This window comes from Halomonas sp. A29, from assembly GCF_046723295.1.
Taxonomy (GTDB): domain Bacteria; phylum Pseudomonadota; class Gammaproteobacteria; order Pseudomonadales; family Halomonadaceae; genus Halomonas.
This window is the reverse complement of sequence record NZ_JAXQPR010000005.1, coordinates 107,151-130,689: the sequence shown is the minus strand read 5'-3', so window position 1 is coordinate 130,689 and position 23,539 is coordinate 107,151. Positions and strand designations below refer to the sequence as shown.

Below are 23,539 nucleotides of genomic sequence, written 5' to 3'. Positions count from 1 at the left end.
CCGTGATAATGCTTGCCCAAGTACGACGTGGATTGATTACAGCGCTTTTCCTGCCCTTGGTGATGCTCTCTTTCCTGGTGAGAAAGAACGGTGCGATATGGGTCTTTGGAGCATGGAATGGTATTCAGTATTCCGATAATCCACGCTATCTCTTCGAATTGATGAATACCACTGAAACGACCATACGCCCTATATGGGTATCAAAATCCCATGTGGTGGTAGAAAGGGTAAGAGCGGCAGGTTATCGGGCTTACTATTGGATGTCATTGGAGGGTATTTTTTATTCACTCCGCGCCGGGGTGGCAGTGGTCAGTCACTCCGCGGATGACGTCAATCCTTATGCGTCCTACCGTGCCAAGATATTTAAGATCACGCATGGTACGCCAATGAAGAGAATGGGAAAGGATAATAGATTTCTCTACCCTGAACGCAGGTCGAGACGCTTGTATGAGTATGTAAGGTCGATTAGTCCGCAAAGAAAAACCCCCGTTGTAGCTTTCGTTTCTTCCGAACTTTCAAGATTTCGCTTCGAGAGTGCCTATCGGGGGAGCTCTATTTCAGTGGTTAATTCTGGGTATCCGCGTTGGATGGGGATAACCGAAAGCCGGGGAGTCCTGTGGAGATTCATACAGGAAAAGGTTGGCGCTCTTCGTGTCAGTGAGTTTGACAAGATTGTCATGTATGCCCCAACGCGGCGTGCCAATAGGTCATTTAAACTCGAGCTAGGAAAGGATCTCGTTGATTTCGTGATCGAGGCTAATGAGAAAAAATATTTCGTTGTGCTTAGACCTCATCCATCTCTGCAGATCAATATAAGTGACAAGGCAAGTCTGGAGCTTGTTGATCGTGGTTTTTTGGAAGTGACTTGTCATCAGATCGAGGATGTCAATTCCACCTTGCAAGATGTGGATGTTCTGTTGACCGATTATTCGAGCATCATTTACGACTATTGTATCCTGGGGCGTCCCTCTTTTCTCTATGCCCCCGATCTCGATGATTATATTGTCAGTGATACCGGGCTCTACGACGATTATGGGAAGGCAGAACCTGCCTTGAAGATAAACTCATTGTTAGAGGCACTGGATCCCACGCTGCTGAAGGAAGCCTCATCCAAGGCAGAGGCGTTCAAGGCGCTTCATTGTGGTGCTGATGCTGTAAAGGCGTGTGACACGATAGTCAAGACCATCAAGGAAAGAATCTAGACTTTGTCTGAGAAGGTCGAGGGCCAAATGAACACTGGAGTACTGCAGGATACCATGCCCCAGACGGGGAGAATTCTGGTTATTTCCGGCGTGGACGGTGCTGGCAAGTCGACGGTGGTGGAAAATCTTGCAGCTCGACTCGCTGCTGCGGAGCAGGTCGCGCGTGTCAGCGGTGGCAAACCACAAGCGGCTTGGATGGAAGCACTGCGTCTTCGATTGCGTAACGGCAAGGGCAATAACGAGGAAGGACGCTGCGCTGGAGGGCAGTCGAGGCGCAAGACGCGGATCTTCCGAGATGCGCTCCCCAGCCTCGTACTCGCCATTCTACGTTGGCGTTTGTCTCGCCATGCCCGCCGGCTTGCTCGCGCCGGCGTGACGGTCGTCGCGGACCGCTGGCCGACGCTTGAGCATGGCAAGATGGATGGTCCGAAAATCGACAGGGACCTGCCGGGATTCAAAGGCGCCGTGCTACGGCTCCTGGCCGGCTGGGAGAGTGCCATCTACCGGCATGTCGAGCCGGCGGACATTGCGTTTTATCTTGTCGTGGACGAGCAGACGGCCATTCGACGTAATACTCAACGCGTGAAGGTCGGCAAGGAGAGCACCCAGGACATCATTCGTCGCTATCGTGACAATCTCGACTTCCAGCCCATTGCCCACAGGGTCGAGCGTATCGACAATGCGGGCACGCTCCCGGAAGTCATCGCCGTCCTGGAGCGGCACCTGGAGCGACCCTGATGGTCGCACCCTACATCGAGGCATTCGGTTGCCCAGCAGTTGGCAAGACCTTCGTGACGGAGCAGCTGCTAAGGCTGCCGGAAACCCGTGATGCCGACATTCAGACCGAACTCTTCCCGACCGCGCGCGGGCAACGGCTATGGCGAGTGCCAAGGAAGCTATGGCTCGTTCTCAGCTTCCTGCCAACCTTGCGAGGCGAATGGCGCCAGGTTGTCTCGCTCGTAGGACGTACCCCCTGGACGGGAGTCCCGGCCGCTGGGCGGGCATTGCTGAATTGGGTACAGCTGCTCTCGATGCTGCAGCAGCTTCATCATCGGCAGGAAAGCCCCATCCTGCTTTGCCAGGGGGCCTTTCAGGCCATATGGTCGCTGCGCTTCCGCACGCGCTCGGCAGAGGGAGAGACCTTTCCGCTGCAGGAATGGATCGCACTTACGCTTTCCCTGCTACCACCGCGTCCGATCGTCGTGTTGCACGTCGTTGCCGAGAAGAATGTCATCCACGAAAGGCAGCGAGACAGGGCAGGTGGGCAGAGCGTAGTCGATAGACAGCCTGGGGGTACGTACGACTCCGCTCGCATCGTCCAGGAAATTCTCGAGGCGATCAACTTGCTGGAAGCACAGGGCAAGCTGCGAGTGGTCACATTCAACAACACTACCGCCAGCCTGTCTCAAGAGGCGCTCTCCGCGCTTGCCCAGACCTTGGGGCTTGGCTATCCGCCGCTTGCGACAGGATCCCCGCGACGCGCCGCCAGCCTCAGTGGCGCTCCATGAGCATGTCATCGTCGTAAAGTCGCTATTTCACCCGATACGACAATATCGAGGTATGCCATGAAAGTGGGCCTCTGCTTCCCTCCCGAGAGCCGAGTCTATTGGGAACAGAAAGTCAGCTCGGCTTTGGTTGAACTGGTTCCCGACCTGACCCTTCTCGACTGCAGTGAGCCGAACTCCCTCAATTGCCGGGTGCCCGAGGTCGTGGTCGGGCATGAGAGCGAAGCGCTGATCGACGGCTTGGCAGCTCCTCCTGCGTCCCTTCGCTGGGTGCAGATCATGAGTGCAGGAGCAGACCGACTCCTCGAAGCCATCGGTAGTGCTCCCGTGGCGTTTCGCATTACCAACGTTCGCGGCATTCATGCCCGTGCCATGGCGGAATACCTTTTGGCGGTGCTGCTGCACTTCGAAAAGCAGTTGGGACGCTTTGCCGAGAACATGGAGCACCGGCAATGGGAGAGACCGATCCTCGGTCAACTGACCGGTAAGCGCCTGCTGATCTGCGGAGCGGGGGGTATCGGGCAACCGGTGGGAGCCGTGCTTGATGGCCTTGGGGTCAGGGTCGAAGCCATTGCTCGCGATGCCCGCCCACGAGCCCCTTTCCAGCGTGTCCATCTTTTGGCAGAGCTGCCCGAAGTGGTCGGTGCTTTCGACTACGTCTTTTGTGCCTTGCCACTGACCAGGGAAACCCGCGATGTCTTCAATCGAGACGTTATCGATGCGATGAAGCCCGGGGCGATCTTCGTCAACGTGGCGAGGGGAGAACTCGTTGATGAAAGCGCCCTGATCGCCTCTCTCTGCACCGGGCGACTGGCTGGAGCGGCACTGGATGCGTTTCGTGAGGAGCCCCTGCCAAGCGATTCGCCGCTATGGTCCACGCCGAACCTGATGATCACTCCCCATGTGGCCGGCCGCTTTGCATCGGGACACGAGCTGGGGCTGGCAGTGTTCAGGGAAAACATGGCCGCCTATCTCACTGGGGCGCCGTTACTCACGGAAGTCTTCCCACAGCGAGGCTACTGAACATGCCCAAAGGCACCGACTTAGATCACAAGGACGTGCTGTTCATTGCCGCCAATACACGATCGCTGGCGGTAAACCGTGGGGCGCTCATCCGGGCATTGCAGGAGCGAGGGCTCAGCGTTGGTGCCTTGGTGCCGGATCAAGAGTTCCTGCAGGAAGTGCATGCACTGGGAGTGACGACCTGGCACTACCACCTCGAACGCCACAGCATGGGCGTGCGAGGAGAGGTGGCGCGCTTCCTGGAGCTACGCCGGATGATCCGGAAAATCGCCCCCAGGGCCGTTTTCGCCTACTCCGTCAAGCCTATCATTCTGGGAATTCCAGCAGCGAGGCTGGCTGGCGTGGGCGAGACATACTGCCTGGCGACCGGCCTCGGCTACCTGTATGGCCGTCATGACCGTCGCACGCGCTGTATTCGTGCCTTGGTCAGCTTCTGTTATGCCCTGTCTGGCAGCCTGAGCCAGGCGTTCTTCTTCCAGAACCCGGACGACTGCAACGAACTCCAGCAGAACTTCCTGTTTCGTCGCTTTACGCGCAGCGTGGTGGTCAATGGCTCTGGTGTGGATCCCGAGGAGTATCCATTCAGTGAACCTGCGGCCGTGCCGCTTCGCTTCCTGTTCATGGGGCGCTTTCTCGAAGAGAAAGGCATTCGCGAATTCGTCGATGCGGCGCGGCGGCTCGCGCCAGAGAACCCGGGGGTGGAGTTCGTCGCCCTGGGAGAAGTCGATGACTCGACGGTCAATGCCATCGGCGCTGCCGAGGTGGCGGCGTGGCGCGAGGAAGGCATCGTAACGCTACCCGGCAGGGTGCGCGATGTTCGTGGCCATCTCCAGGCTGCCTCGGTAATGGTCCTTCCCTCCTACTATCGCGAGGGAATTCCTCGCAGCCTGCTCGAAGCCATGAGCACGGGCAGGCCGCTGATTACCTGCGATTCACCGGGTTGTCGTGAGACCGTCCTCGAAGGTGTCAACGGCTGGTTGGTGCCCCCTGGCGATGCCGCAGCGCTTGCTGGCCGAATGCAGACCTTCATCCAGGATCCGGTTCTGGTCGGGCGGATGGGAAAAGCGGGGCGGGAGTTGGCCAAGGCGCGCTTCAGTACCGAGCTCGTCAATCAACAGATGCTCAAGGAAATGCCCATCGCCCATATCGAGCGTCCGCTGGAGGGAATGGCATGAACAGGTTCACGAATGTACCACGGTGTGGGCCAGCCGAAGGAAGTGGAGCGGCCAAGCTCTCCCTGCTCGAATATCTGCGAAATGCGGTACCCGATGGAGTTCGCTGGGCCTTGCGCGGTGGCAAAAGCGGTCTAGCCGCCTGGCTTGCTGCTGATGGGGTCAAGGATCTCGACCTTTGGGTCCACAGCGAGGATGTCTCTGCATTGGTAAACGCGTTGACCCCTGTCGCTGTCGGCACGGTTTCTCTGGAGTCCGATCCCCGTTGGCTGCGACACCTGGTGCTGGTGATGCCAAGGCGGTTCGATGGTCAACTCATCGATATCACCTACGGTGACCTCAAAGTCGGCGCAGCGCTGGCCTGTCGCGAGGAGCTGGTCTCCGTGCGTATGGGGCTTCACGGCCCGATGCTGACCGGGGTCGCAGCCGTGTCCGATCTGCTGATGCGCAAGCTGCTGCGAGGCAAGACGCTGGCCTCGAGCCGACTGGCCGAGGCCTCGCTGCAGTGGTATCTGGCTCCCGCCGAGCAGCGTGGGGCATGGCTTGCCGATTTAGCCGCCACCTTCAGCCCTGCCTTGGTGGACCATGTCCAGGCGATCATGTCCGGACGGCGAATCGCTGGCCGGGAGCGTGCCTTTTTCCTGCTGTCGGCGGTACGAGCTTCCCTGCGCCATGGCGGAGTGTCGCTTGCACTACGTCGCCGGCGTCGACTCGTACTCGGCCGCCGGCAGCGAGTGCCATTGAAGCGCCCGGTGGCCCCCGTACTTTTCCTGCTGAACGGTGAAGGCAGTGCAACGGTAGCTGCACGCATCGAAGAGGTGCTGAGCGGTGCAGGAGTGACCACGCAGCGCATTACTCCTGCGGCCGGCAGTGGCCCTGCAGCCTGGGCGAGAATGTTACGGCTCGCCGAGGCGGGGCTCTACGGCCATGCCGCCATTCTGCGCGGCGGCGATACTGCTACTCCCAGATTACCGCTGATCGCGAGACTGTGTGGTGAACCCATCCTCCTCGGTTCGAACGCCAGTCGCGACGAGATCCTGCAGCGTTACTACCAGGCCGCCCACCGCTGGTATATCGATGACCCCTTGCTGGCCGAGCAAATCGCCATCGGCGGGAACGTAGTAGCACAACGTCGGCTGGCTTCGATACCACCTTTGGTAAAGCCACAGCCACAGCCCTGAAGGTCGGCGTTGCGTCCTGATATCTCCCACTGACTACCCGCACCAGCTTCGCCCATACGGGCGAAGTCGTCTCTTCCTGCAGGTACCTATCCATGGCCGCCATGAAGCGCAGTATCGATATCGCCGTATCCGCGGTGGCATTGCTCGTATTGTCGCCGCTGCTGGTGTTGATTGCTCTACTGATTCGCTGCGAGACACCTGGGCCGGCGCTTTTCGTCCAACGCCGGGTAGGTCGCAACCTCGTGCCGTTTCGAATCTACAAGTTCCGAACCATGCAAGATCGCGATGCCACGGTGATCGATCCGCTGGCCGAAGGCGTGATCCGCTCGGGCGATGACCCGCGTATTACCCGAATCGGGCGCTTTCTACGAGCGACAAGCCTGGATGAGCTTCCCCAACTGCTCAACATCCTCAAGGGCGACATGAGCCTGGTTGGCCCCCGCCCCGTACTGATCGAACAGATCGAAGCCGTTCCCGACGAGTACATGCGGCGATTCACCGTGCGTCCTGGGCTGACGGGGCTGGCCCAGGTGCAGGGCCGCCGCAGCCTCGGCTGGCTTGAACAGCTGGCGCTGGATGTTCGCTATACCGAGCGTGCCGGTATCGGGTTCGATCTCTGGCTCATGCTGACCACGGTCTACGTCGTGCTGACCCTTAAGGACATCTATGGCAGCACTGAACAGAACTGGCGCCAATACCGGAAGAATCGGTGCCAGCATGACGTGAGGGAATCCAAGTGAAACGCTTGCATACCATGTTGATTACCGTGGTGCCGGAAATTGCCCAACATGCTCAGGACAGCGGAGTGGATACGCTGTTCATTGACATGGAGACTCGCGGCAAGGCAGAGCGGCAGGGGCATCTGGACACCCACAAGAGCGCGCATACCTATGTCGACGTTGCCCGCATTGCCGCCGTCCTCACCCGAGCCGAGTTGCTGGTCAGGATAAATCCCCCCTGGGAGGGCACGTCAGCGGAAGTCGATGCCGCCATTGACGCAGGTGCCCAGCGGTTGATGCTGCCGATGTTCCGCAGTGTGGCCGAAGTGATCGAGTTCAAACGCGCCGTGGCAGGCCGGATTCCGGTGACTCTGCTGGTGGAAACGGCAGCGAGCCTGGCACGCCTACCGCTGATCGTGCCTCTGCTCGAAACCGACGATCGCATCCATTTCGGCCTGAATGACCTCTGTATCGACATGCGGCTCGATTTCCTCTTCGAGGTCTTGGGCGGCCGCTTGCTCGACGGTCCGGCCGCCTTCTGCCGCGAAGCCGGCGTTCCATTTGGCATTGGCGGTGTCGGTTGCCTCGGCAATGGCATGGTGCCTGCAGAGTGGATCCTCAGTGAGCATGTCCGGCTCGGCTCGGAGTGGGTGATTCTGTCGCGGGCCTTCCACGGCGGGGCGGACACCTTGGCCGCACTCAAGGCTCGTCTGGACCTGGCCGTTGAGCTGGCGTCGTTACAGCGCTGCTACCAGGAGCTCGCCTTGACTGGCCCGAGCACTCTCGAGGCGAATCAGGCAAGCCTTGCCTTACGCGCCGCAGCGATCAACGTGCAGCATCAGCCGCAGAAAGTGGCATGAGTCATTCAGCATAGAATAAAGGACCGCCATTCAAGAACGCCTGGCAGACAAGCGCTGCCAGGCGTTTTTTTATTCACTCTTCGCGAAGTTGATGCCGATAGCACGGCGGCGAAGCGAGCTCGAGGTCTTCGATGTCCTCATGCTGCAGCGCCTCCAGCAGGGCCTGCTGAAGCAGAGGCAGATAGGAGTCTTCCAGGTTGCGCGCAGCGGAGAGAAGCGTCAATTTGCCCTGACGGGCGTGGCGCATCAGAGGTATCAAACTTTCCGGGTGGTCGCGCAGCTCGCCGCGATAGCGCACGGCAAAGACCGCGGGACTGATTTCTCCCTCATGGAGCTGGCGTCGTAGCAATGGAGACGGCGAGGCATCGCGGTACCATTCCGTCAGATCGAGACTTTCGCGGCGCTTGCCGCGAGGCCATAGGCGATCGACCAGAACCCGTGCGCCGTCCGATGGTTCGCTCGGGCTATAGATTCGCTTGAGTACGATTTCGTAGCTCACGCCTTCTCCCTTCAATGCTGTCGGCTCTCATTTACTTGGCCAGGCCACAACTAAACCAGGCTACAACCGCTGCAGTGCTTCCCTGGCGCGAGGCTGCCACTGGCCGGGCAGGTCGGCGGCACGACCCAAGGCCTGGCGGGCTTCGTCTGTTTCGCCCTGCGCACCTAGCAGCAGGCCCAGGTTCAACCATGCTACGCCCAAGTCGTCCCGCTGTGCTACCGATGCGCGAAATGCCGCGATGGCACCCGATGCATCTCCTGCGGCATGACGACTGTTGCCTAACGCAAAGTAGCCCATGGCGGACTCTGGAAAGCGCGTGACGAAAGCCTCCCAGGCAGGTAGCGTGGCATCGCTCCCCTGTACCTGTTCGAAGTCAGCAATCGCCTGCAAGGCGCTCTGTTCGCCTATCGCGCCAGGCAGCTCTCCCGGAGGCAAGGCTGCGAAAGCCCAGCGCCCGCTGCGTGCCCAAGTGGCATCGAAGCGACGAAAGGACTCGATGCGCTCTGCTTCCTCGCCGCTGTGCAGGATCATTTCCTTGGCATCCAGATCGTAGCCGATGGCCACGGCGTAATGCCACATCGGCCACGCCGGTAGCGAAAGGTTCTGCATGACGACCACAGGATGGCCGGCAGCGATTTCCGTCAGGAGTGCATCGAAGCTGTCATTCAGTACGAAGGGGATGTGGCCGTTGCGCCTCACCGTGGCAAGCATCTCGGGCTGAACGCTGCCTTCGCGACCGGGTATGAACACCTGCGGAATCAGGCTCTCCATGGCCACATTCACGCCGCCGTGGTTGAGTACCATGGCCAGCGAGGCGGGGCCGCACTGGTAATCACGCTGGGCATGGAAGGGCACGCCTTCGATCCATGCCTGGCGCGGCAGTGCCTGCTCGGTGCTCTCGGCCAGGCGCGGCGTGGTGGCACAGCCCGTCAGCATCAGCAGCCACAGGCCCAACAGCAGAACGCCCGCTAAGCGGGCGTTCTTGCATGCTGTCTTGATACGACCTTGCATGCCGTGTCTCATCAGCGCGTGAAGGGGAAGACGTTGGTCAGACCCAGGATGTCGGTGACCAGCAGCACGAGGAATACGAGCAGCAGGGCGCCGACGACACTGGCACCGGCAGGAAGTTGGTCGAGCTGCTCGGCCATCTGACGAGCTTCCTCGTCGGAGAGTGCGGCCACGCGGGCATCGACTTCGGCCAAGTCGACGCCTTGAGCAAGGAGTTGTTCCTGGACGTCCGCCCGGGACAGGATTTCGTTGATGCGTTCGCGGTCTGCATCGGCACGTTCAGCCGAGAGAGCGGCCTGGGTGGAGATCAGCTCGGTGGTGGGTAGTGGGGCGGCCGAAACCGAGACGCTACCGAGCACCAGGGCAAGGATCAGTAGAGGACTGAGAAAGCGGCGGAGGGTTTTCATGATCAGTGTTCCTTCTTCTTGGGGAAAGGCTTCCGGCTCTTGAATGATCCAGCGCTCTTGGTTCGGTGAGCGCAGTCGTCCTTTGTGCTCCAGCGATGCTTTATAAGTATAAGCAGAAAGCGCGTGAAATTTCATGCCCTTGCGTCTACGGATAGCGACGTTGGACGAAAGTGCTGTGAAATCACCCCACCCGGTAGGAAGAAGGTAGCTCCGCCAACAGGCCTCGGCCGCCGGCCAGCGTCAGGGCCAGGTCGTGGAGTCCTTCCCACAGCGGCAGATGAGCAGCGCCCTTGATCGAGAGATCCAGACGCTGGGCGAACAGCAGCAGCTTGTGCAGGCGCTTCCTGGGCAAGCGTGCAATCGCCTGTTGATAGGCGGGGCGGCGCTTGTCGAAGATGGCCGGTTTCTGCGCCTTGCAGGCGTGCTCGAAGCTCTGCCCCTGGTCGAGATGCTGATGCAGCGAGAGCAGGGTGCGCAACTCGCGGTTGAGCGCCCACAACACGATGGGAGCTTCGACGCCTTCGCCACGCAAACCGCGAATGATGCGTGAGACCCGTTCGCGTTCGCCCTTGAGGCAGGCATCGGCCAGGGTGAAGACGTCGTAGCGGGTGCTGTCCTCCACACCGCCGGCGATCTGGGCAGGACCGATGCGAGTGCCGGGAGGCAGCAGCAGGGCGAGCTTCTGCAGCTCCTGGTCAGCCGCCAGCAGATTGCCCTCGGTACGCTCGCCCAGCAGGCGGGCGGCATCGAGGTCGAGCGTGAGGCCGTGGCGCTCGGCACGATCGCGCAACCAGAAGCCCAGTCGCGAGACATCGACCGGCCACACGGGCACGAACAGACCGAGTTTATCGAGCGCCTGGAACCAGGCGCTCTTCTGCTGGCGAAAGTCGAGCTTGCCCATGCTGACGAGCAGGATATTGTCGCGATTGCCCGGTGCGTCGGCGTATTCCTTCAGCGCCTTTGCCCCCTCCTGGCCCAGGTTCTGGCTGCCCAAGCGCAATTCGATCAGCTTGCTCGAGGCAAACAGCGACAGACTGGCTGCGGCCTCGCGTAGCCGGCCCCAGGCGAAGTTGGCTTCCACATGAAGGATCTCGCGCTCCTCGATGCCTTGCTCGCGAGCCGCCATGCGCACGGCGTCGCAGGCTTCCATGTGCTGCAGCGGCTCTTCGCCGGCCACGAGCACGACGGGTGGCAGCTTCTTGGCCAGCGTTTCGGGCAACTTGTCGGCAAAGACCTTCACAGCAGTACCTTGGAGTGTACCTTCAACACCCTCATGACTGAACGTCATCCAGCGTGCGCAGGCTATCCAACAGACGGCGCAGGGCTTCCTCGCGCAACTCCTGGCGTGCTTCCTCGCGCAGCTCGTCCTGAGCCAGCAGGTTGTCGTCGCTGACGGTGAAGCGGGTCGATACTTCTAGGCGCCGTTCGGGCAGGCGGTAGGCCCCATCGCTGCGCCGCTGAACCGAGAAGGGTACCGAGAGCGTCATTTCAAGCTCCTGCGGGCCGCTGTCGAGCACGCTCAATTGACGCTCGCCGAACGCCTCGGAGCCGAGATTGAGGATTTGTGAGGCACCGTCGTGTACCCGGGTGCCGACCGAGGTCAGGCGCTCGGCCACCAGGCGGGCCAGTTCGCTGTCGGCTCCCGCCAGGGCGAGCTCGTCGACGGCCAGTCCCGGGGTATCGAAGCCGCGCAGGCGAAAGCCGCAGCCAGACAGTGCCATGACGGCAGCGGCCGTCATGGCGAGATTAAGAAATCCGCGTCGCTGCATGGGTGCTCCCCGTTCGATATGCGTCAGCTCACCACGATATTGACCAGCTTGCCCGGCACCACGATCACCTTGCGCACCGTCTTGTTCTCGGTATGGCGCTGGACGTTCTCGGCGGCGAAGGCCTCGGCTTCGATGGCCTCCTTGGCAGCGTCAGCGGCCACTTCGATGCGGGCTCGCAGCTTGCCATTGACCTGTACCACCAGTTCCAGGGTGTCACGCGTCAGAGCCGATTCGTCCACCTGCGGCCAGGGCGCATCGATGGCGGGCTCCGCATGGCCCAGCTCGCGCCACAGTGAATGGCAGGCGTGGGGTGTGATCGGTGCCAGCAGCAGTATGCAGGCTTCGACGGCCTCACGGGCCACGGCCAGGCCCAGCGGCGAGGTGTCGTTGAACTTACCAAGCGCGTTGGAAAGTTCCATCACCGCGGCGATGGCGGTATTGAAAGTCGTGCGTCGGCCGATGTCGTCGCTGGCTTTCTTGATCGTCTCATGAGTCTTGCGACGCAGTTCGCGCTGGGGCTCATCGAGCGCCGCGGTGTCGAGAGAGCCCGGTTCGCCGGCCTCGAGGTGTTCGGCGACCAGGCGCCACAGGCGCTTGAGGAAACGGCTGGCGCCCTCGACCCCGGAGTCGGACCACTCCAGCGACTGCTCGGGCGGGGCGGCGAACATCATGAACAGGCGCACGGTGTCGGCGCCGAAGCGGTCGATCATCGACTGCGGGTCGACGCCGTTGTTCTTCGACTTCGACATCTTCTCGATGCCGCCCATCTCCACCGGCAGGCCGTCCTTGATCAGCACCGCGCTGACCGGGCGGCCCTTGTCGTCGCGCTTGACCTCAACATCGGCGGGGTTGAACCACTCCTTGCCGCCGTTTGGCGTCGTGCGGTAGAAGGTCTCGGCGATCACCATGCCCTGTGTGAGCAGGCGCTGGAACGGTTCGTCGACCTTGACCAGGCCCAGGTCGCGCATCAGCTTGGTGAAGAAGCGCGCGTAGAGCAGGTGCAGGATGGCGTGCTCGATGCCGCCTATGTAGAGATCCACCGGCAGCCAGTAGTCGGCACGCTCGTCGAGCATCGCCTCCTGGTTGTCGGCACAGCAGAAGCGGGCGAAGTACCAGGACGACTCCATGAAGGTGTCGAAGGTATCGGTCTCGCGCACCCAGCCGTCGCCCAGCTCATAGAACTCGGGCATGCGCTTGAGCGGCGAGCCCGATGCGTCGACGGTGACCTCCATGGGCAGGGCGACGGGCAGCTCCTCGTCGGAGAGCGGCACGGTCTGGCCTTCGGGGCCGTACTTGACCGGGATCGGCGCGCCCCAGTAGCGCTGGCGGGCCACGCCCCAGTCGCGCAGACGATAGTTGGTCTTCACCTCGCCGCGACCCAGCTCGGCGAGCCTGCCGGCGATGGTCTCGAAGGCGGCATTGAAATCGAGGCCATCGAACTCGCCGGAGTTGATCAGCCGGCCATACTCCACGTAGGCGCCTTGCGAGAGATCCGGCGCCTGGCCGCTCTCGTCGGCAATGACCGCCTCGATGGGCAGGTCGTACTTGGTGGCGAACTCCCAGTCGCGCTGGTCGTGGCCGGGTACCGCCATGACCGCGCCGGTACCGAACTCCATCAGCACGAAGTTGGCCACATAGACGGGCACCTGGCGGCCGTTCAGCGGGTGCACGGCGAGGTGCCCGGTGGGCATGCCGCGCTTCTCCTTGGTGGCCAGCTCCGCTTCGGAGGTGCCGCCTTGGGCGCACTCCTCGCAGAAGGCGGCAAGCTCGGCGTTACCTTCTGCCGCAGCCTTGGCCAGCGGGTGGGCGGCCGCTACCGCGACGTAAGTCACGCCCAACAGGGTGTCGGGGCGAGTGGTATAGACAGACAGCGGTTCGGCCGCGCTGCCGTCGGCTGCCTTGATGTCGAAGCTGAGTTCCACGCCGCGTGACTTGCCGATCCAGTTGCGCTGCATGGTCTTGACCTGCTCCGGCCACTCGATCTTGTCGAGGTCGGCGAGCAGCTCATCGGCATAGTCGGTGATCTTGAGGAACCACAGCGGGATCTCCTTGCGCTCCACCAGCGCGCCGGAGCGCCAGCCACGCCCCTCGATGACCTGTTCGTTGGCCAGTACCGTCTGGTCGACCGGGTCCCAGTTGACGGTGGACATCTTCTTGTAGACCAGGCCCTTCTCGACAAGCTTGGCGAAGAACCACTGTTCCCAGCGGTAGTAGCTGGTGTCGCAGGTGGCGAATTCGCGGCTCCAGTCGTAGGCGAATCCCAGTGCCTTGAGCTGGTTGCGCATGTAGTCGATGTTGTCGTAGGTCCACTTGGCCGGCGGCACCCGGTTCTGGATCGCTGCGTTCTCGGCCGGCATGCCGAAGGCGTCCCAGCCCATGGGCTGCATCACGTTCTTGCCCTGCATGCGCTGGAAGCGCGAGACCACGTCGCCGATGGTGTAATTGCGCACGTGCCCCATGTGCAGCTTGCCGCTGGGGTAGGGGAACATCGACAGGCAGTAGAACTTCTCGCGGTTGGCATCCTCCACCGCCTTGAAGCACTGGTTCTGGTCCCAGAACTGCTGGGCGTCGCGTTCGATTTCAAAGGGCTTGTACTGTGCGTCCATCGGCTTTCGAAATGACCTTAGAGTGTTCGGGCGCAAGGCGCCGGGTAGTTGCGCAGGAAGTTGTCCGACGTCAGTCCTGACCTGCAGCGGTACGATAAAACGTTGAACTGACGGCAGGATGGCGTCTAAATGGTAACCAAGGATACCCCAGTAGGGCATGCCCGGCCATGCCCGGCCCATGCCGAACCGCTTCGAGGAGATGATCATGAGCGAACGCCCCGACCCCCATCGCGAACATCGACTGCGCGAAGGCTATGAGCGCATGCTGACCCGGCTGCGTGAGGGTGCGGATGACCTGACCTGGGAAAACCTGCAGCGGGAGCTGGACGAGGCGGTCGAATTCGAGGCCGATCTCGAAGAGTTCACCAAGGACGAGCTGGCTCTGCTGCGCGCTTGGGTCGAGCGCGACCTGATCGACATGCGCCGCTACCTGCGGGCGGGCGGCCGTGGCGTGGCTGCCTGGTTGGGGATCGACCTCGACCAGCTCTCACGCAAGGTGGTGGATTCTCTGTTCTCCATTGCAGACCGCAGCATCGTCGATAACGAACGCCTGAAGGAGGATCTGGAAGCGGCGCGTGCCGATTACTGCGAGGGAGAGATCGCCGCGCCAGGTCGCATGGCCTGCGTGCATTGCGATGCGGTGGTCGACCTCGAAGGCGTGACCCGTATCGAGCCGTGCCATCAGTGCGGCCACCGCTATTTCTATCGCGCCTCGCAATGAGGCTGTATCGAGGATCGCTATAGCCAGGCGTCGAGCCCCAAAAGAGCTCCTATCACGAGGCCGCTTAGTGCCAGGGCATAGCCCAGGTTGTAACGCATCATGCGGTAGCCGCTGACACCGTAGCGGCCCTGCAGCGACAGGTTGATGCCCGACAGCGGTCCTACCGAGGTGCCTACCGCCCAGGAAGCGAGGGCGGTGAAGGCGAACAGGGTCTGCTCGTTGCCGCTCAGGTCGAGTGTCGAAGCGAGTACCGAGACGCCGATGATCGGGTGCAGGCCCACCACGGCACTGGCCACGATCGCGAGAAAGCTGATGACGGCCTGAGCGGGGCCGAAGCGCGCGAACAGCGTCCATTCACTCCCCGTCGCTGCGGCAACCAGGGTCGATAATCCCAAGGTCAGTAGACCGGCGGAGAGAAACAGGGCGATTTCACCGCGCATGGCCGGCAGGCGTATCAGCACATGCTGGTGCAGGCGTCGCAGTGTCCAGCGCGGTCCAGCCGGCAAGTTGCTGGCCAGTGCTACCGCCGGCAGCAGAAAGGTGATGATACTGACGATGCCGAGCTCGGGAGTGAGCTGGTAATGGAACAACATGACCAGGGCAGCCATTGACACGGGCATCAGCAGGCTGCGCGGCGAAAGCGAAAAGCCCGCGACTTCGGCCAGGTCGAATCTGCGTGAAAGTTCCAGCGTGGTGATAACGCCGCTGACGATCGCCAGCGGCAGCCCCACGGCGAGAATGCGCGAGTACTCCATGTCCGGTGCCAGCGTCATTACCACACCCATGGAAGCGAAGAAGGGTGACCACAGCGCAGCGCTGGAAAGCCCGCGATTCAGTGCCAGCAGCTGAGGTGTCGTCAATGGGCCGCGCCTGGCCAGACGGTCGCCGATCATGAATACCGTCGATAGGTTGAGGATGGTGCCGAGCATGTGCACGCCGAGCCAGGTGCCCAAGGTGCCGCGACGACCGGTGATCGGGTGGCCGAGAGGGCGCGACGAACCGCTACGGTTGCCGATCAGTCCGACGAAGCTGACGCCAACCAGCATCGCTACCACATAGGTGTTGCCGCTGGTCGCTGCGGGCCAGGCGAACTGAGCTCCGTACTGCCAGCGTGCGATCATCAGCAGCACCAGGCCAATGACTGCCAGCGCCCCGGACTGCCAGCGGGTTCGCTGGGGAATGTCGCGCCACAGCAGCAGCGTGGCCAGCCACAGCGCATAACCGACGCCGTTTGGCAGCGGTGTCAGCCCGGCGAAACCGAGGATCTGCTGCACCAGCCCAAGCAGAATAAGCACGCCCGCCAAGGCATGGCGTGTCGATGTGGCGGGGGAGTTGGAAGAAGACACGGTGGCGTAGGGTCCAGGTGGCGTCGAATATTATTGTGAGCAGTCTAACAATTTCTTTCTATCACCCGCGACTTGCCGCGTCACGTGCCTCTTCCAGCAGCGCCAGCATGGCTCGTGCGGCGTTGGAAAGCGTGCGGCTGCGGTGCACCAAGTAGCCCAAGGAGCGATGGATGGAAGGATGATCCACCTCGAGCTCGTGCAGTTCGCCAGCTACCAGCCGCTCCGGCAGCAGGCTCCAGCCCAGGCCGATGGCAGTCATCATCTTGAGTGTTTCGAGATAGTTGGTGACAAGTGCCACGGGTAGCGTAAGGCCGGCAGCGGCGAAGCGTGACTCGATCAAGGTGCGAGTGAAGGTCATGGAGCCGGGCAGTACCGCATCGAAGGTACACAGCTCGTGCAACGATAGCCGCCCTCGCTCGGCCAGAGGGTGGTCGTGGGCGCACACGAAGCACATGCGGTCATCCCACACCGGTACCACCTCGAGCTGGGGGTCCGGGTGTGGCGCCAGCGTGACGACGGCGATTTCCAACTCGCCGTCAAGCACGCCTTGATAGGCCTGCTCCGAGTCGAGGAAGCGCAGGTCCATGCGCACCTCGGGATGGGTTCGGGTGTAAGCCTTGAGCAGCGGCGGCAGGCGATGCAAGCCGATATGGTGGCTGGTGGCGAGGGTCAGGCTGCCGCCAACATCACCCGTCAGGTTGACCAGCGCGCGGCGACTGTCATCCACCATGACCAGAATCTGCCGCGCCCGGGGCAGCAGTACCTGGCCGGCCTCGGTCAACGTGACGCGGCGACCGATGCGGTCGAACAAGCGGGCGCCGATCTGATCCTCGAGCGTGGCGATGCGCTTGGAGACCGCTGGCTGGGTCAGGTGCAGCTGCTCCGCGGCACGCGAGAAGCTGGCGCTGTCGGCCACGGCGAGGAAGGCTTGCAGGCTTTGGGTGTCCATCTCTCGTTTGTATTCCCTTATGGAATCCAATGAATAAATAACATGAATTGCTTTTATGGGCGAGTCGCGCAAGACTGCAATCACTTGGCCATGGCGATGCACTAAAGGCGCAGCCTTGGCAGATCGAGGCTTTGCCGGCGACAAGGTCTTCGAGGAGGCGCTGTGAATCCATCCCTGGACGCTACATTTGCCATCCATGGCAAATGACCTCCTCTCCGACCTGTCCCCGGCGCCCCTCGGCAAGCCCTGCTGCAATGGCCCTTTGAGGCAAAACGTACTAGACCGCATGAAGAAAAGGGCCATAGAGCCCGGGAGAACGATATGGCAGGCCAGACGCTTTACGACAAGCTGTGGTCGCAGCACTTGGTGAAGGAGCGCGACGACGGCACCGCACTGATCTACATCGACCGGCAACTGTTGCACGAAGTGACTTCGCCGCAGGCCTTCGAGGGGCTGCGCCTGGCCGGTCGCAAGCCCTGGCGGCTCGACGCCAACCTGGCCACGCCGGATCACAACGTGCCGACCACCGTGAAGGAACGTGCCGAGGGCAACGCCGGCATCAAGGACCCGGTGTCGCTGATCCAGGTGCAGACGCTCGACGACAACTGCGTCGAGTTCGGCATCGAGGAGTTCAAGATCAACGACCCGCGCCAGGGCATCGTCCACGTGGTGGGGCCGGAGCAGGGCGCCACCCTGCCGGGCATGACCGTGGTCTGCGGCGACTCCCACACCGCCACCCATGGCGCCTTCGCCGCCCTGGCCCACGGCATCGGTACCTCCGAGGTGGAGCACGTGCTCGCCACCCAGTGCCTGCTGGCGCAAAAGATGAAGAACATGCAGGTGCGCGTCGAAGGCAAGCTCGGTGTCGGTGTCACCGCCAAGGACGTGGTGCTGGCCATCATCGGCAAGATCGGCACTGCCGGCGGCACCGGCTACGCCATCGAGTTCGCCGGCAGCGCCATTCGCGACCTCTCCATGGAAGGCCGCATGACGGTCTGCAACATGGCCATCGAGGCCGGTGCACGGGTTGGCCTGATCGCCGTTGACGACACCACCATCGAGTATCTCGCCGAGCGCCCCTTCGCTCCCCGGGGCGAGCAGTGGCAGGCCGCCGTGACCGACTGGCGCAATCTGGTCTCCGATTCGGACGCCCAGTTCGACAAGGTGGTGACACTGGATGCCGCCGAGATCGAACCGCAGGTGAGCTGGGGCACCAGCCCCGAGATGGTCACCGGTATTACCGGCGAAGTACCCGACCCGGCCGAGCAAGGCGACGAAACGGTCAAGCGAGGCTACACCCGGGCGCTGGAGTACATGGGTCTGGCGCCGAAGCAGAAGATCACCGACATTCGCCTCGACAAGGTGTTCATCGGCTCTTGCACCAATTCACGCATCGAGGACCTGCGCGAGGCGGCCAAGGTGGCACGCGGCAAGAAGGTGGCCAATTCCATCAAGCTCGCCATGGTGGTGCCGGGCTCCGGCTTGGTGAAGCGTCAGGCCGAGGCCGAGGGGCTCGACAAGATCTTCATCGAAGCGGGCTTCGAGTGGCGCGAGCCGGGCTGCTCCATGTGTCTGGCGATGAACGCCGACAAGCTCGGTGCCGGCGAGCACTGTGCTTCCACTTCGAATCGCAACTTCGAAGGCCGTCAGGGTTACGGCGGGCGCACTCATCTGGTCAGCCCGGCGATGGCCGCCGCCGCTGCCATCGCCGGTCATTTCGTCGACGTACGTCGTTTCGACGCCCAGCCTGTCGCAGAGGAGGCCTGAGCCATGAGAAAGTTCGAACGCACCGAGGGTCTCGTCGCGCCGCTCGATCGGGCCAACGTCGACACCGACCTGATCATTCCCAAGCAGTTCTTGAAGTCGATCAAGCGTACCGGCTTCGGCGTCAACCTGTTCGACGAGCTGCGCTACCTCGACGAAGGGCAGCCGGGGCAGGACTGTTCGAAGCGTCCGCTCAATCCCGATTTCGTGCTCAACCAGCCACGCTACCAGGGCGCCAGTGTCCTGCTCGCACGGCGCAACTTCGGCTGCGGCAGCTCCCGCGAGCATGCGCCCTGGGCACTGGAAGATTTCGGCTTCCGCGTGGTGATTGCGCCGAGCTTTGCCGACATCTTCTACAACAACGCCTTCAAGAACGGCCTGCTGCTGATCACCCTGCCCGAGGAGGAGGTCGACCGGCTGTTCCGCGAGGTGGAAGCCAGCGAAGGCTACCGCCTGGACGTGGATCTGGAGAACCAGCGAGTGATCACCCCCGCAGGTGAGATCCTCGAGTTCGAGGTCGACGCTTTCCGCAAGCACTGTTTGCTCGAGGGGCTCGATGACATCGGCATCACGCTGCAGGACGAGGACGCCATTCGCGCCTTCGAGGTGAAGCATCGCCAGGCCCGGCCGTGGCTGTTCCGCGATACCGCTCAGGCCTGAACGCTCTTAACTTTGCATCCGTCGGTGGTGCGGGGCTGATCCGGCGGCAGGCCTGCGAGGAGGCGCTGTGAACCCATCCCTGGGCGCTACTTTTGCCATCCATGGCAAAAGGCCTCTTCTTCGGTCTGCCCCCGGCGCCCCGCTTGCGACGGCGTAGTCAACCAAGGAAGCAACGATGACACGCAAGATTCTGGTACTGCCGGGCGACGGCATCGGCCCCGAGATCACCGCTCAGGCGAGCCGCATCCTGGCTGCCTGCCAGGCCCGCGGCCTCGATATCGACATCGAGGAAGGGCTGGTCGGTGGCAGCGCCTATGACGAGCACGGCGAGCCGCTGCCCGGGGTGACCCTGGAGAAGGCCAAGGCCGCCGATGCCATCCTGCTCGGCGCCGTGGGCGGCCCCAAGTGGGATAAGCTCGAAGACCTCACCATGCGCCCTGAGAAGGGCCTGCTCGGCCTGCGCAAGAACCTCGGCCTGTTCGCCAACCTGCGCCCGGCCATCACTTACCCGCAACTGGCCAGCGCCTCCAGCCTCAAGCCCGAGCTGGTTGCGGGGCTCGACATCATGATCGTGCGCGAGCTCACCGGTGGCATCTACTTCGGCCAGCCGCGCGGTATCGAGGTGCGAGACGGCCAGCGGGTCGGCTTCAACACCTACGTATACTCCGAGAGCGAGATCGAGCGCATCGGCCGGGTCGCCTTCGAGCTGGCGCAGAAGCGCGGCAAGCGCCTGTGCAGCGTCGACAAGGCCAACGTGCTCGAGGTCACCATCCTGTGGCGCGAGGTGATGGAGCGGCTGGCGCCGGAGTATCCCGACGTCGAGCTCTCGCACATGTACGTCGACAACGCCGCCATGCAGCTGGTGCGAGCGCCCAAGCAGTTCGATGTGATGGTCACCGGCAACATGTTCGGCGACATCCTCTCCGATGCCGCCGCCATGCTTACCGGCTCCATCGGCATGCTGCCCTCGGCCTCGCTCAACGAGAGCGGCCAGGGCATGTACGAGCCGTGCCACGGCAGCGCGCCGGACATCGCCGGCAAGGGGGTCGCCAACCCGCTGGCCACCATTCTCTCGGTAGCCATGATGCTGCGCTACTCACTGGGTGAGTTCGAACTCGCCCAGCGCATCGAAGATGCCGTAGGTACGGTGTTGGACGATGGGCTGCGCACGGCTGATATTGCATCGGAAGGAACGCGCACCGTCTCCACCATCGAGATGGGCGACGCGGTGCTGGCGGCCTTCGAAGCTTCTTGAGGGCAGACATCAGGTTCAGGTAATGCTGTTTCCACGGCGGAGGGTTTTCGCTGGGCAGGGTTTCTCGACTACGCTTGTGGAAGGCTCGTCGATCTCCATGGAACCTGGCCTTGTGAAGACCCTCCGTCGTCTCGTTCGCCTGCCTTGGCAGCGCAAGGCCCTGTTGCTCGAGGGGTCGCTCTGGTTGGCCTTGGCCTGGGTGCTGGTTCGTGGCCTGCCGTTCCGTTGGTGGGCACGCTGGCTGGGCCAGCAGGCGGCGGGTGACGTCGAGCTGGATGCTGCCGGTCGCGACCCTCGGGCGCTCGAAATCTGCTGGTCGATAAGGGCCATCCATGCCCGGCTAGGAGAAAGGCTGACTTGCCTCATGCTGGCCATGGCGGCTCAGTGGATGATGCATCGGCGACGAATCTCCTCCTGCCTGGTGCTTGGTACCCTGACCGAGCTGGATGCGGAGCGGCGCCCTACCTTCAAGGCCCATGCCTGGGTGAGGGATGCCAATGGTGTGATCCTGGGCTACCAGGACGTGCCCTATGTAGCGCTCTCGAGCTTCGTGCGTTGCTACCCCGCTCGAGAGGGCTTGACCGAGTAATGGCGTGACCGAACTGCCTGTGTCATAGGTCAAGCCTCAACCTGACGATATGAGAGCTTCCACCTTTTCAGCCTAGTGCCAAAAGGTGGTGCATCCTGTCTTGATGCATCCTCGCGAAGATACAATTCTACACATATCGTCCGGCGCCATCAGGGGAGTAAGCGAAGAATGGATATGACCACGGTAGTGAAACGGCACCCGTCGTTGCTTGGTTCACAGATCAATGATGATCTGGTCCTGTTCAGTGCAGAACGGGGCATGTATTACGGTACCCAGGCAGTGGGGGGGCGTATCTGGAGCTTGATTCAGGCCGAGGCAAGCGTCTCGGGTATCTGCGACCAACTCCTGGCCGAGTTCTCGGTCGAACGTGAAACCTGCGAGCGCGACGTTCTGGAGTTTCTGGAGCATCTCGAGACGGAAGGCCTGGTGATGAGCCGCTGATCGGGCTCTGTCATTTACGGATTTCCATTTTCAGGCTCCCACTTCCCGATAGTGGTGAGCCTGCTGGTTGAACAGCCGGCAGTAGATACCCCCGCGCTTGATCAGGTCGTCATGGGTTCCGCTCTCGCTTATCACACCTTGATCCATGACGTAGATATGGTCGGCCATTCTCACGGTTGAAAGCCTGTGGCTGATTATGAGGGCGGCTCGGTGATCGATCCGTTCTCGAAAATTCTCGAACAATTGGAATTCTGCGCCCGGATCCAGCGCGCTGGTGGGTTCGTCGAGAATGATCACGCTGGACTTCTGCATGAAGGCCCGTGCCAGGGCAATTTTCTGCCATTGCCCGATGCTGATTTCCTGGCCCTCGTCGAACATGCGAGTCAAGGGCGTGTCGTAGCCAGCGGGCAGTTGCTGTATGAAGCCATCGGCACCGGCCTTGAGGGCTGCCGTTCGCACGACAGGGGTGTCGCAAGGCGCCTGAATATCGCCAAAACGGATGTTCTCCCCCGCCGATTCGGCGTAGTGCGAGTAATCCTGGAAGATCACGCTGAACAGGCGGCGATAGTCTTCCAGCCCGTAGTCGCGGATGTCCACACCATCCAGAGTGATCTTGCCCGCCGAGGGGTCGTAGAGGCGGCAGAGCAGCTTGATCAGTGACGTCTTGCCGGACCCGTTGGTGCCCACCAGCGCTACGATCTGGCCTGGGGCGATGCTGAGGTCGATATGGTTCAGGACGGGCGTGGTACAGCCGGGATAGTGAAAGCTGACGTCGTGAAAACGGATTCCCTCACTTATCGGGTCGGGCATCGGTGCGGGGGCGGCAGGGTCGGCGATGATCGGGCGAATGGCCAGGAACTCGAGCAGCAACCCCATGAAGAGATGGTCTTCGTAGAGATTGGAGAGCCCATGGACCAGTTCCTGCCCCATGGACTGGGCGCGTTGGAAGATCAGCAGGAACAGGACCAGGTCACCGACACTGTTGTGGCCCTCCGCCGTTTGCCATGCAAGGTAGGCCAGGGCGCCGAAGAAGGCGATAGTGGCAATGGCTCCCACGGCTACTTCGATCCGGGTACGCCGCTGGGTGATGTGCACGCGTTCGTGCCGTATCTGGCTTCGCAGTCTGCCATAGCTGCGTCTCAGATGATCGCCCAACTGGTAGAGGCGTAGCTCCTTGGCGTGGTGATCCGAGGTCATCAGCCAGTCGAGATAGCTAGCGCGCCGCTCCATTTGCGTACGCCGATGCTGCCAGTCGTAAAGATGCCTGGTGAAGTGCAGCCTTACCAGCAGCGCTGGAATGATGGCGATCGCCAATACCGGCAGTAGCAGCCAATTGAGCGACAGGATCAGCGCTGCTATGGCCGTGAGCATGATGGCGTTGCGGACCAGCATCATGAGATTGCTCACCACCTGGACGGGCCGATGGGTGCCCGCCTCCCGGGCGCGTTCGAGGGTGTCGAAGTAGCGCGGGCTTTCATAGAAAGCGAGATCAGCTGCCACCGCCCTGGCATGGATCTCCTGGTCGATGTGGTCTGCCACCAGCAGTGACTGTATCTCCTTGGCGAGGTTCGACAGGGCGCGTGCCACTATGAAGGCGAGCGTCGCTACGCCGGTCAGCGCGACGTACCACAGCACGGGCGTGAAGTTACCTGCCGAGGCGCCGTCGCCGAGCAGTTGAGTGACCACGTCGACCAACTGCTTCAGCAGGTAGAGTGTGGCGAGCCCCAGGCACGCCTCCATGGCCATGAACAGCGTGCTCAGCAGCGTCCATTTCCGGCTGCTCACCCACAGCAGGGGGAGGATGGCTCTCAGCGTATCTACGGGAGCCAACAGCTTGCGCAGGTTCAGCATCAGTGTCTGGCC

At 62.0% G+C, this 23,539-nt stretch carries 23 protein-coding genes; 14 read left to right on the top strand and 9 right to left on the bottom strand.

Annotation, left to right across the window (positions count from 1 at the left end):
- Positions 1-8 precede the first annotated feature (8 nt).
- From SPH52_RS10990 to SPH52_RS10955, 8 genes are all read left to right on the top strand, one after another.
- Positions 9-1,202, top strand: coding sequence for a CDP-glycerol glycerophosphotransferase family protein (locus SPH52_RS10990; RefSeq protein ID WP_411795068.1), 1,194 nt, complete (start codon positions 9-11; stop codon positions 1,200-1,202).
- Between the two features lie 27 nt (positions 1,203-1,229).
- Positions 1,230-1,940 (top strand): hypothetical protein, encoded by a 711-nt coding sequence (locus SPH52_RS10985; protein WP_411795067.1) that lies wholly within the window; start codon positions 1,230-1,232, stop codon positions 1,938-1,940.
- Entirely contained in the window at positions 1,940-2,710 is a 771-nt protein-coding gene (locus tag SPH52_RS10980) for a hypothetical protein (RefSeq protein WP_411795066.1), read from the top strand. Before SPH52_RS10985 ends, SPH52_RS10980 begins: the two co-directional genes overlap by 1 nt.
- Positions 2,711-2,767: 57 nt before the next feature.
- The gene (locus SPH52_RS10975; RefSeq protein ID WP_411795065.1) at positions 2,768-3,730 is read left to right on the top strand and encodes a D-2-hydroxyacid dehydrogenase; all 963 of its coding nucleotides are present in this window, start codon (positions 2,768-2,770) and stop codon (positions 3,728-3,730) included.
- 2 nt (positions 3,731-3,732) lie between these two features.
- Positions 3,733-4,905, top strand: coding sequence for a glycosyltransferase family 4 protein (locus SPH52_RS10970; protein ID WP_411795064.1), 1,173 nt, complete (start codon positions 3,733-3,735; stop codon positions 4,903-4,905).
- A complete protein-coding gene (locus tag SPH52_RS10965; RefSeq protein WP_411795063.1) occupies positions 4,902-6,083 on the top strand; it encodes a hypothetical protein in 1,182 nt (393 codons plus the stop codon). Before SPH52_RS10970 ends, SPH52_RS10965 begins: the two co-directional genes overlap by 4 nt.
- Before the next feature lie 92 nt (positions 6,084-6,175).
- Positions 6,176-6,823, top strand: a complete 648-nt coding sequence (locus SPH52_RS10960; protein ID WP_411795062.1) for a sugar transferase — start codon at positions 6,176-6,178, stop codon at positions 6,821-6,823.
- Positions 6,820-7,662, top strand: a complete 843-nt coding sequence (locus tag SPH52_RS10955; protein WP_411795061.1) for an aldolase/citrate lyase family protein — start codon at positions 6,820-6,822, stop codon at positions 7,660-7,662. The genes SPH52_RS10960 and SPH52_RS10955 overlap by 4 nt, the downstream gene beginning before the upstream one ends.
- A 73-nt stretch (positions 7,663-7,735) precedes the next feature.
- On the opposite strand, the gene SPH52_RS10950 is transcribed toward SPH52_RS10955, so the two are convergent.
- From SPH52_RS10950 to leuS, 6 genes are all read right to left on the bottom strand, one after another.
- The gene (locus SPH52_RS10950; protein ID WP_411795060.1) at positions 7,736-8,161 is read right to left on the bottom strand and encodes a DUF488 domain-containing protein; all 426 of its coding nucleotides are present in this window, start codon (positions 8,159-8,161) and stop codon (positions 7,736-7,738) included.
- Positions 8,162-8,221: 60 nt separating this feature from the next.
- Positions 8,222-9,172: a PA2778 family cysteine peptidase gene (locus tag SPH52_RS10945; protein ID WP_411795059.1), complete on the bottom strand. Its 951-nt coding sequence runs from the start codon at positions 9,170-9,172 to the stop codon at positions 8,222-8,224.
- An 11-nt stretch (positions 9,173-9,183) separates the two neighbouring features.
- Positions 9,184-9,576, bottom strand: coding sequence for a PA2779 family protein (locus tag SPH52_RS10940; protein ID WP_411795058.1), 393 nt, complete (start codon positions 9,574-9,576; stop codon positions 9,184-9,186).
- A gap of 181 nt (positions 9,577-9,757) precedes the next feature.
- A complete protein-coding gene (gene holA, locus SPH52_RS10935; protein WP_411795057.1) occupies positions 9,758-10,816 on the bottom strand; it encodes a DNA polymerase III subunit delta in 1,059 nt (352 codons plus the stop codon).
- Between the two features lie 31 nt (positions 10,817-10,847).
- A complete protein-coding gene (gene lptE, locus SPH52_RS10930) occupies positions 10,848-11,345 on the bottom strand; it encodes an LPS assembly lipoprotein LptE (RefSeq protein WP_411795056.1) in 498 nt (165 codons plus the stop codon).
- A 23-nt stretch (positions 11,346-11,368) separates the two neighbouring features.
- Positions 11,369-13,951 carry a leucine--tRNA ligase gene (leuS, locus tag SPH52_RS10925; RefSeq protein ID WP_411795055.1) on the bottom strand — a complete coding sequence of 861 codons (2,583 nt, stop codon included), beginning with the start codon at positions 13,949-13,951 and terminating at the stop codon, positions 11,369-11,371.
- A gap of 205 nt (positions 13,952-14,156) precedes the next feature.
- Here leuS and SPH52_RS10920 point away from each other — a divergent pair, with 205 nt between their 5' ends.
- Positions 14,157-14,672 carry a zinc ribbon-containing protein gene (locus tag SPH52_RS10920; protein ID WP_411795054.1) on the top strand — a complete coding sequence of 172 codons (516 nt, stop codon included), beginning with the start codon at positions 14,157-14,159 and terminating at the stop codon, positions 14,670-14,672.
- A gap of 17 nt (positions 14,673-14,689) precedes the next feature.
- On the opposite strand, the gene SPH52_RS10915 is transcribed toward SPH52_RS10920, so the two are convergent.
- Together SPH52_RS10915 and SPH52_RS10910 are read right to left on the bottom strand one after the other, a co-directional pair.
- Complete coding sequence (locus SPH52_RS10915; protein WP_411795053.1) at positions 14,690-16,018, bottom strand: hypothetical protein; 1,329 nt, start codon at positions 16,016-16,018, stop codon at positions 14,690-14,692.
- A gap of 61 nt (positions 16,019-16,079) precedes the next feature.
- On the bottom strand, positions 16,080-16,967 hold the full coding sequence (locus tag SPH52_RS10910; protein ID WP_411795052.1) for a LysR family transcriptional regulator: 888 nt from the start codon (positions 16,965-16,967) through the stop codon (positions 16,080-16,082).
- A gap of 321 nt (positions 16,968-17,288) precedes the next feature.
- Between SPH52_RS10910 and leuC the strand changes: the two genes are divergently transcribed.
- From leuC to SPH52_RS10885, 5 genes are all read left to right on the top strand, one after another.
- Positions 17,289-18,734 carry a 3-isopropylmalate dehydratase large subunit gene (gene leuC, locus SPH52_RS10905; protein WP_411795051.1) on the top strand — a complete coding sequence of 482 codons (1,446 nt, stop codon included), beginning with the start codon at positions 17,289-17,291 and terminating at the stop codon, positions 18,732-18,734.
- 3 nt (positions 18,735-18,737) lie between these two features.
- The gene (gene leuD / locus SPH52_RS10900) at positions 18,738-19,391 is read left to right on the top strand and encodes a 3-isopropylmalate dehydratase small subunit (RefSeq protein WP_411795050.1); all 654 of its coding nucleotides are present in this window, start codon (positions 18,738-18,740) and stop codon (positions 19,389-19,391) included.
- A gap of 175 nt (positions 19,392-19,566) precedes the next feature.
- Positions 19,567-20,646 carry a 3-isopropylmalate dehydrogenase gene (gene leuB, locus SPH52_RS10895; protein ID WP_411795049.1) on the top strand — a complete coding sequence of 360 codons (1,080 nt, stop codon included), beginning with the start codon at positions 19,567-19,569 and terminating at the stop codon, positions 20,644-20,646.
- Positions 20,647-20,758: 112 nt separating this feature from the next.
- On the top strand, positions 20,759-21,235 hold the full coding sequence (locus SPH52_RS10890) for a lasso peptide biosynthesis B2 protein (protein WP_411795048.1): 477 nt from the start codon (positions 20,759-20,761) through the stop codon (positions 21,233-21,235).
- Between the two features lie 168 nt (positions 21,236-21,403).
- Complete coding sequence (locus SPH52_RS10885) at positions 21,404-21,676, top strand: PqqD family peptide modification chaperone (RefSeq protein WP_411795047.1); 273 nt, start codon at positions 21,404-21,406, stop codon at positions 21,674-21,676.
- Positions 21,677-21,706: 30 nt separating this feature from the next.
- Here the strand turns inward: SPH52_RS10885 and SPH52_RS10880 are convergent, their stop codons facing one another.
- Positions 21,707-23,527 (bottom strand): ABC transporter ATP-binding protein, encoded by a 1,821-nt coding sequence (locus SPH52_RS10880; protein ID WP_411795046.1) that lies wholly within the window; start codon positions 23,525-23,527, stop codon positions 21,707-21,709.
- Positions 23,528-23,539: the final 12 nt, after the last annotated feature.

Coding starts and splice junctions, on each gene's coding strand:
- leuC (WP_411795051.1), top strand. CDS start 17,289: ATGGCAGGCCAGACGCTTTACGACAAGCTGTGGTCGCAGCACTTGGTG.
- leuB (WP_411795049.1), top strand. CDS start 19,567: ATGACACGCAAGATTCTGGTACTGCCGGGCGACGGCATCGGCCCCGAG.
- SPH52_RS10920 (WP_411795054.1), top strand. CDS start 14,157: ATGAGCGAACGCCCCGACCCCCATCGCGAACATCGACTGCGCGAAGGC.
- SPH52_RS10880 (WP_411795046.1), bottom strand. CDS start 23,527: ATGCTGAACCTGCGCAAGCTGTTGGCTCCCGTAGATACGCTGAGAGCC.
- SPH52_RS10970 (WP_411795064.1), top strand. CDS start 3,733: ATGCCCAAAGGCACCGACTTAGATCACAAGGACGTGCTGTTCATTGCC.
- lptE (WP_411795056.1), bottom strand. CDS start 11,345: ATGCAGCGACGCGGATTTCTTAATCTCGCCATGACGGCCGCTGCCGTC.
- SPH52_RS10945 (WP_411795059.1), bottom strand. CDS start 9,172: ATGCAAGGTCGTATCAAGACAGCATGCAAGAACGCCCGCTTAGCGGGC.
- leuD (WP_411795050.1), top strand. CDS start 18,738: ATGAGAAAGTTCGAACGCACCGAGGGTCTCGTCGCGCCGCTCGATCGG.
- SPH52_RS10980 (WP_411795066.1), top strand. CDS start 1,940: ATGGTCGCACCCTACATCGAGGCATTCGGTTGCCCAGCAGTTGGCAAG.
- SPH52_RS10990 (WP_411795068.1), top strand. CDS start 9: ATGCTTGCCCAAGTACGACGTGGATTGATTACAGCGCTTTTCCTGCCC.
- SPH52_RS10910 (WP_411795052.1), bottom strand. CDS start 16,967: ATGGACACCCAAAGCCTGCAAGCCTTCCTCGCCGTGGCCGACAGCGCC.
- SPH52_RS10960 (WP_411795062.1), top strand. CDS start 6,176: ATGGCCGCCATGAAGCGCAGTATCGATATCGCCGTATCCGCGGTGGCA.
- leuS (WP_411795055.1), bottom strand. CDS start 13,951: ATGGACGCACAGTACAAGCCCTTTGAAATCGAACGCGACGCCCAGCAG.
- SPH52_RS10940 (WP_411795058.1), bottom strand. CDS start 9,576: ATGAAAACCCTCCGCCGCTTTCTCAGTCCTCTACTGATCCTTGCCCTG.
- SPH52_RS10885 (WP_411795047.1), top strand. CDS start 21,404: ATGGATATGACCACGGTAGTGAAACGGCACCCGTCGTTGCTTGGTTCA.
- SPH52_RS10975 (WP_411795065.1), top strand. CDS start 2,768: ATGAAAGTGGGCCTCTGCTTCCCTCCCGAGAGCCGAGTCTATTGGGAA.
- SPH52_RS10965 (WP_411795063.1), top strand. CDS start 4,902: ATGAACAGGTTCACGAATGTACCACGGTGTGGGCCAGCCGAAGGAAGT.
- SPH52_RS10985 (WP_411795067.1), top strand. CDS start 1,230: ATGAACACTGGAGTACTGCAGGATACCATGCCCCAGACGGGGAGAATT.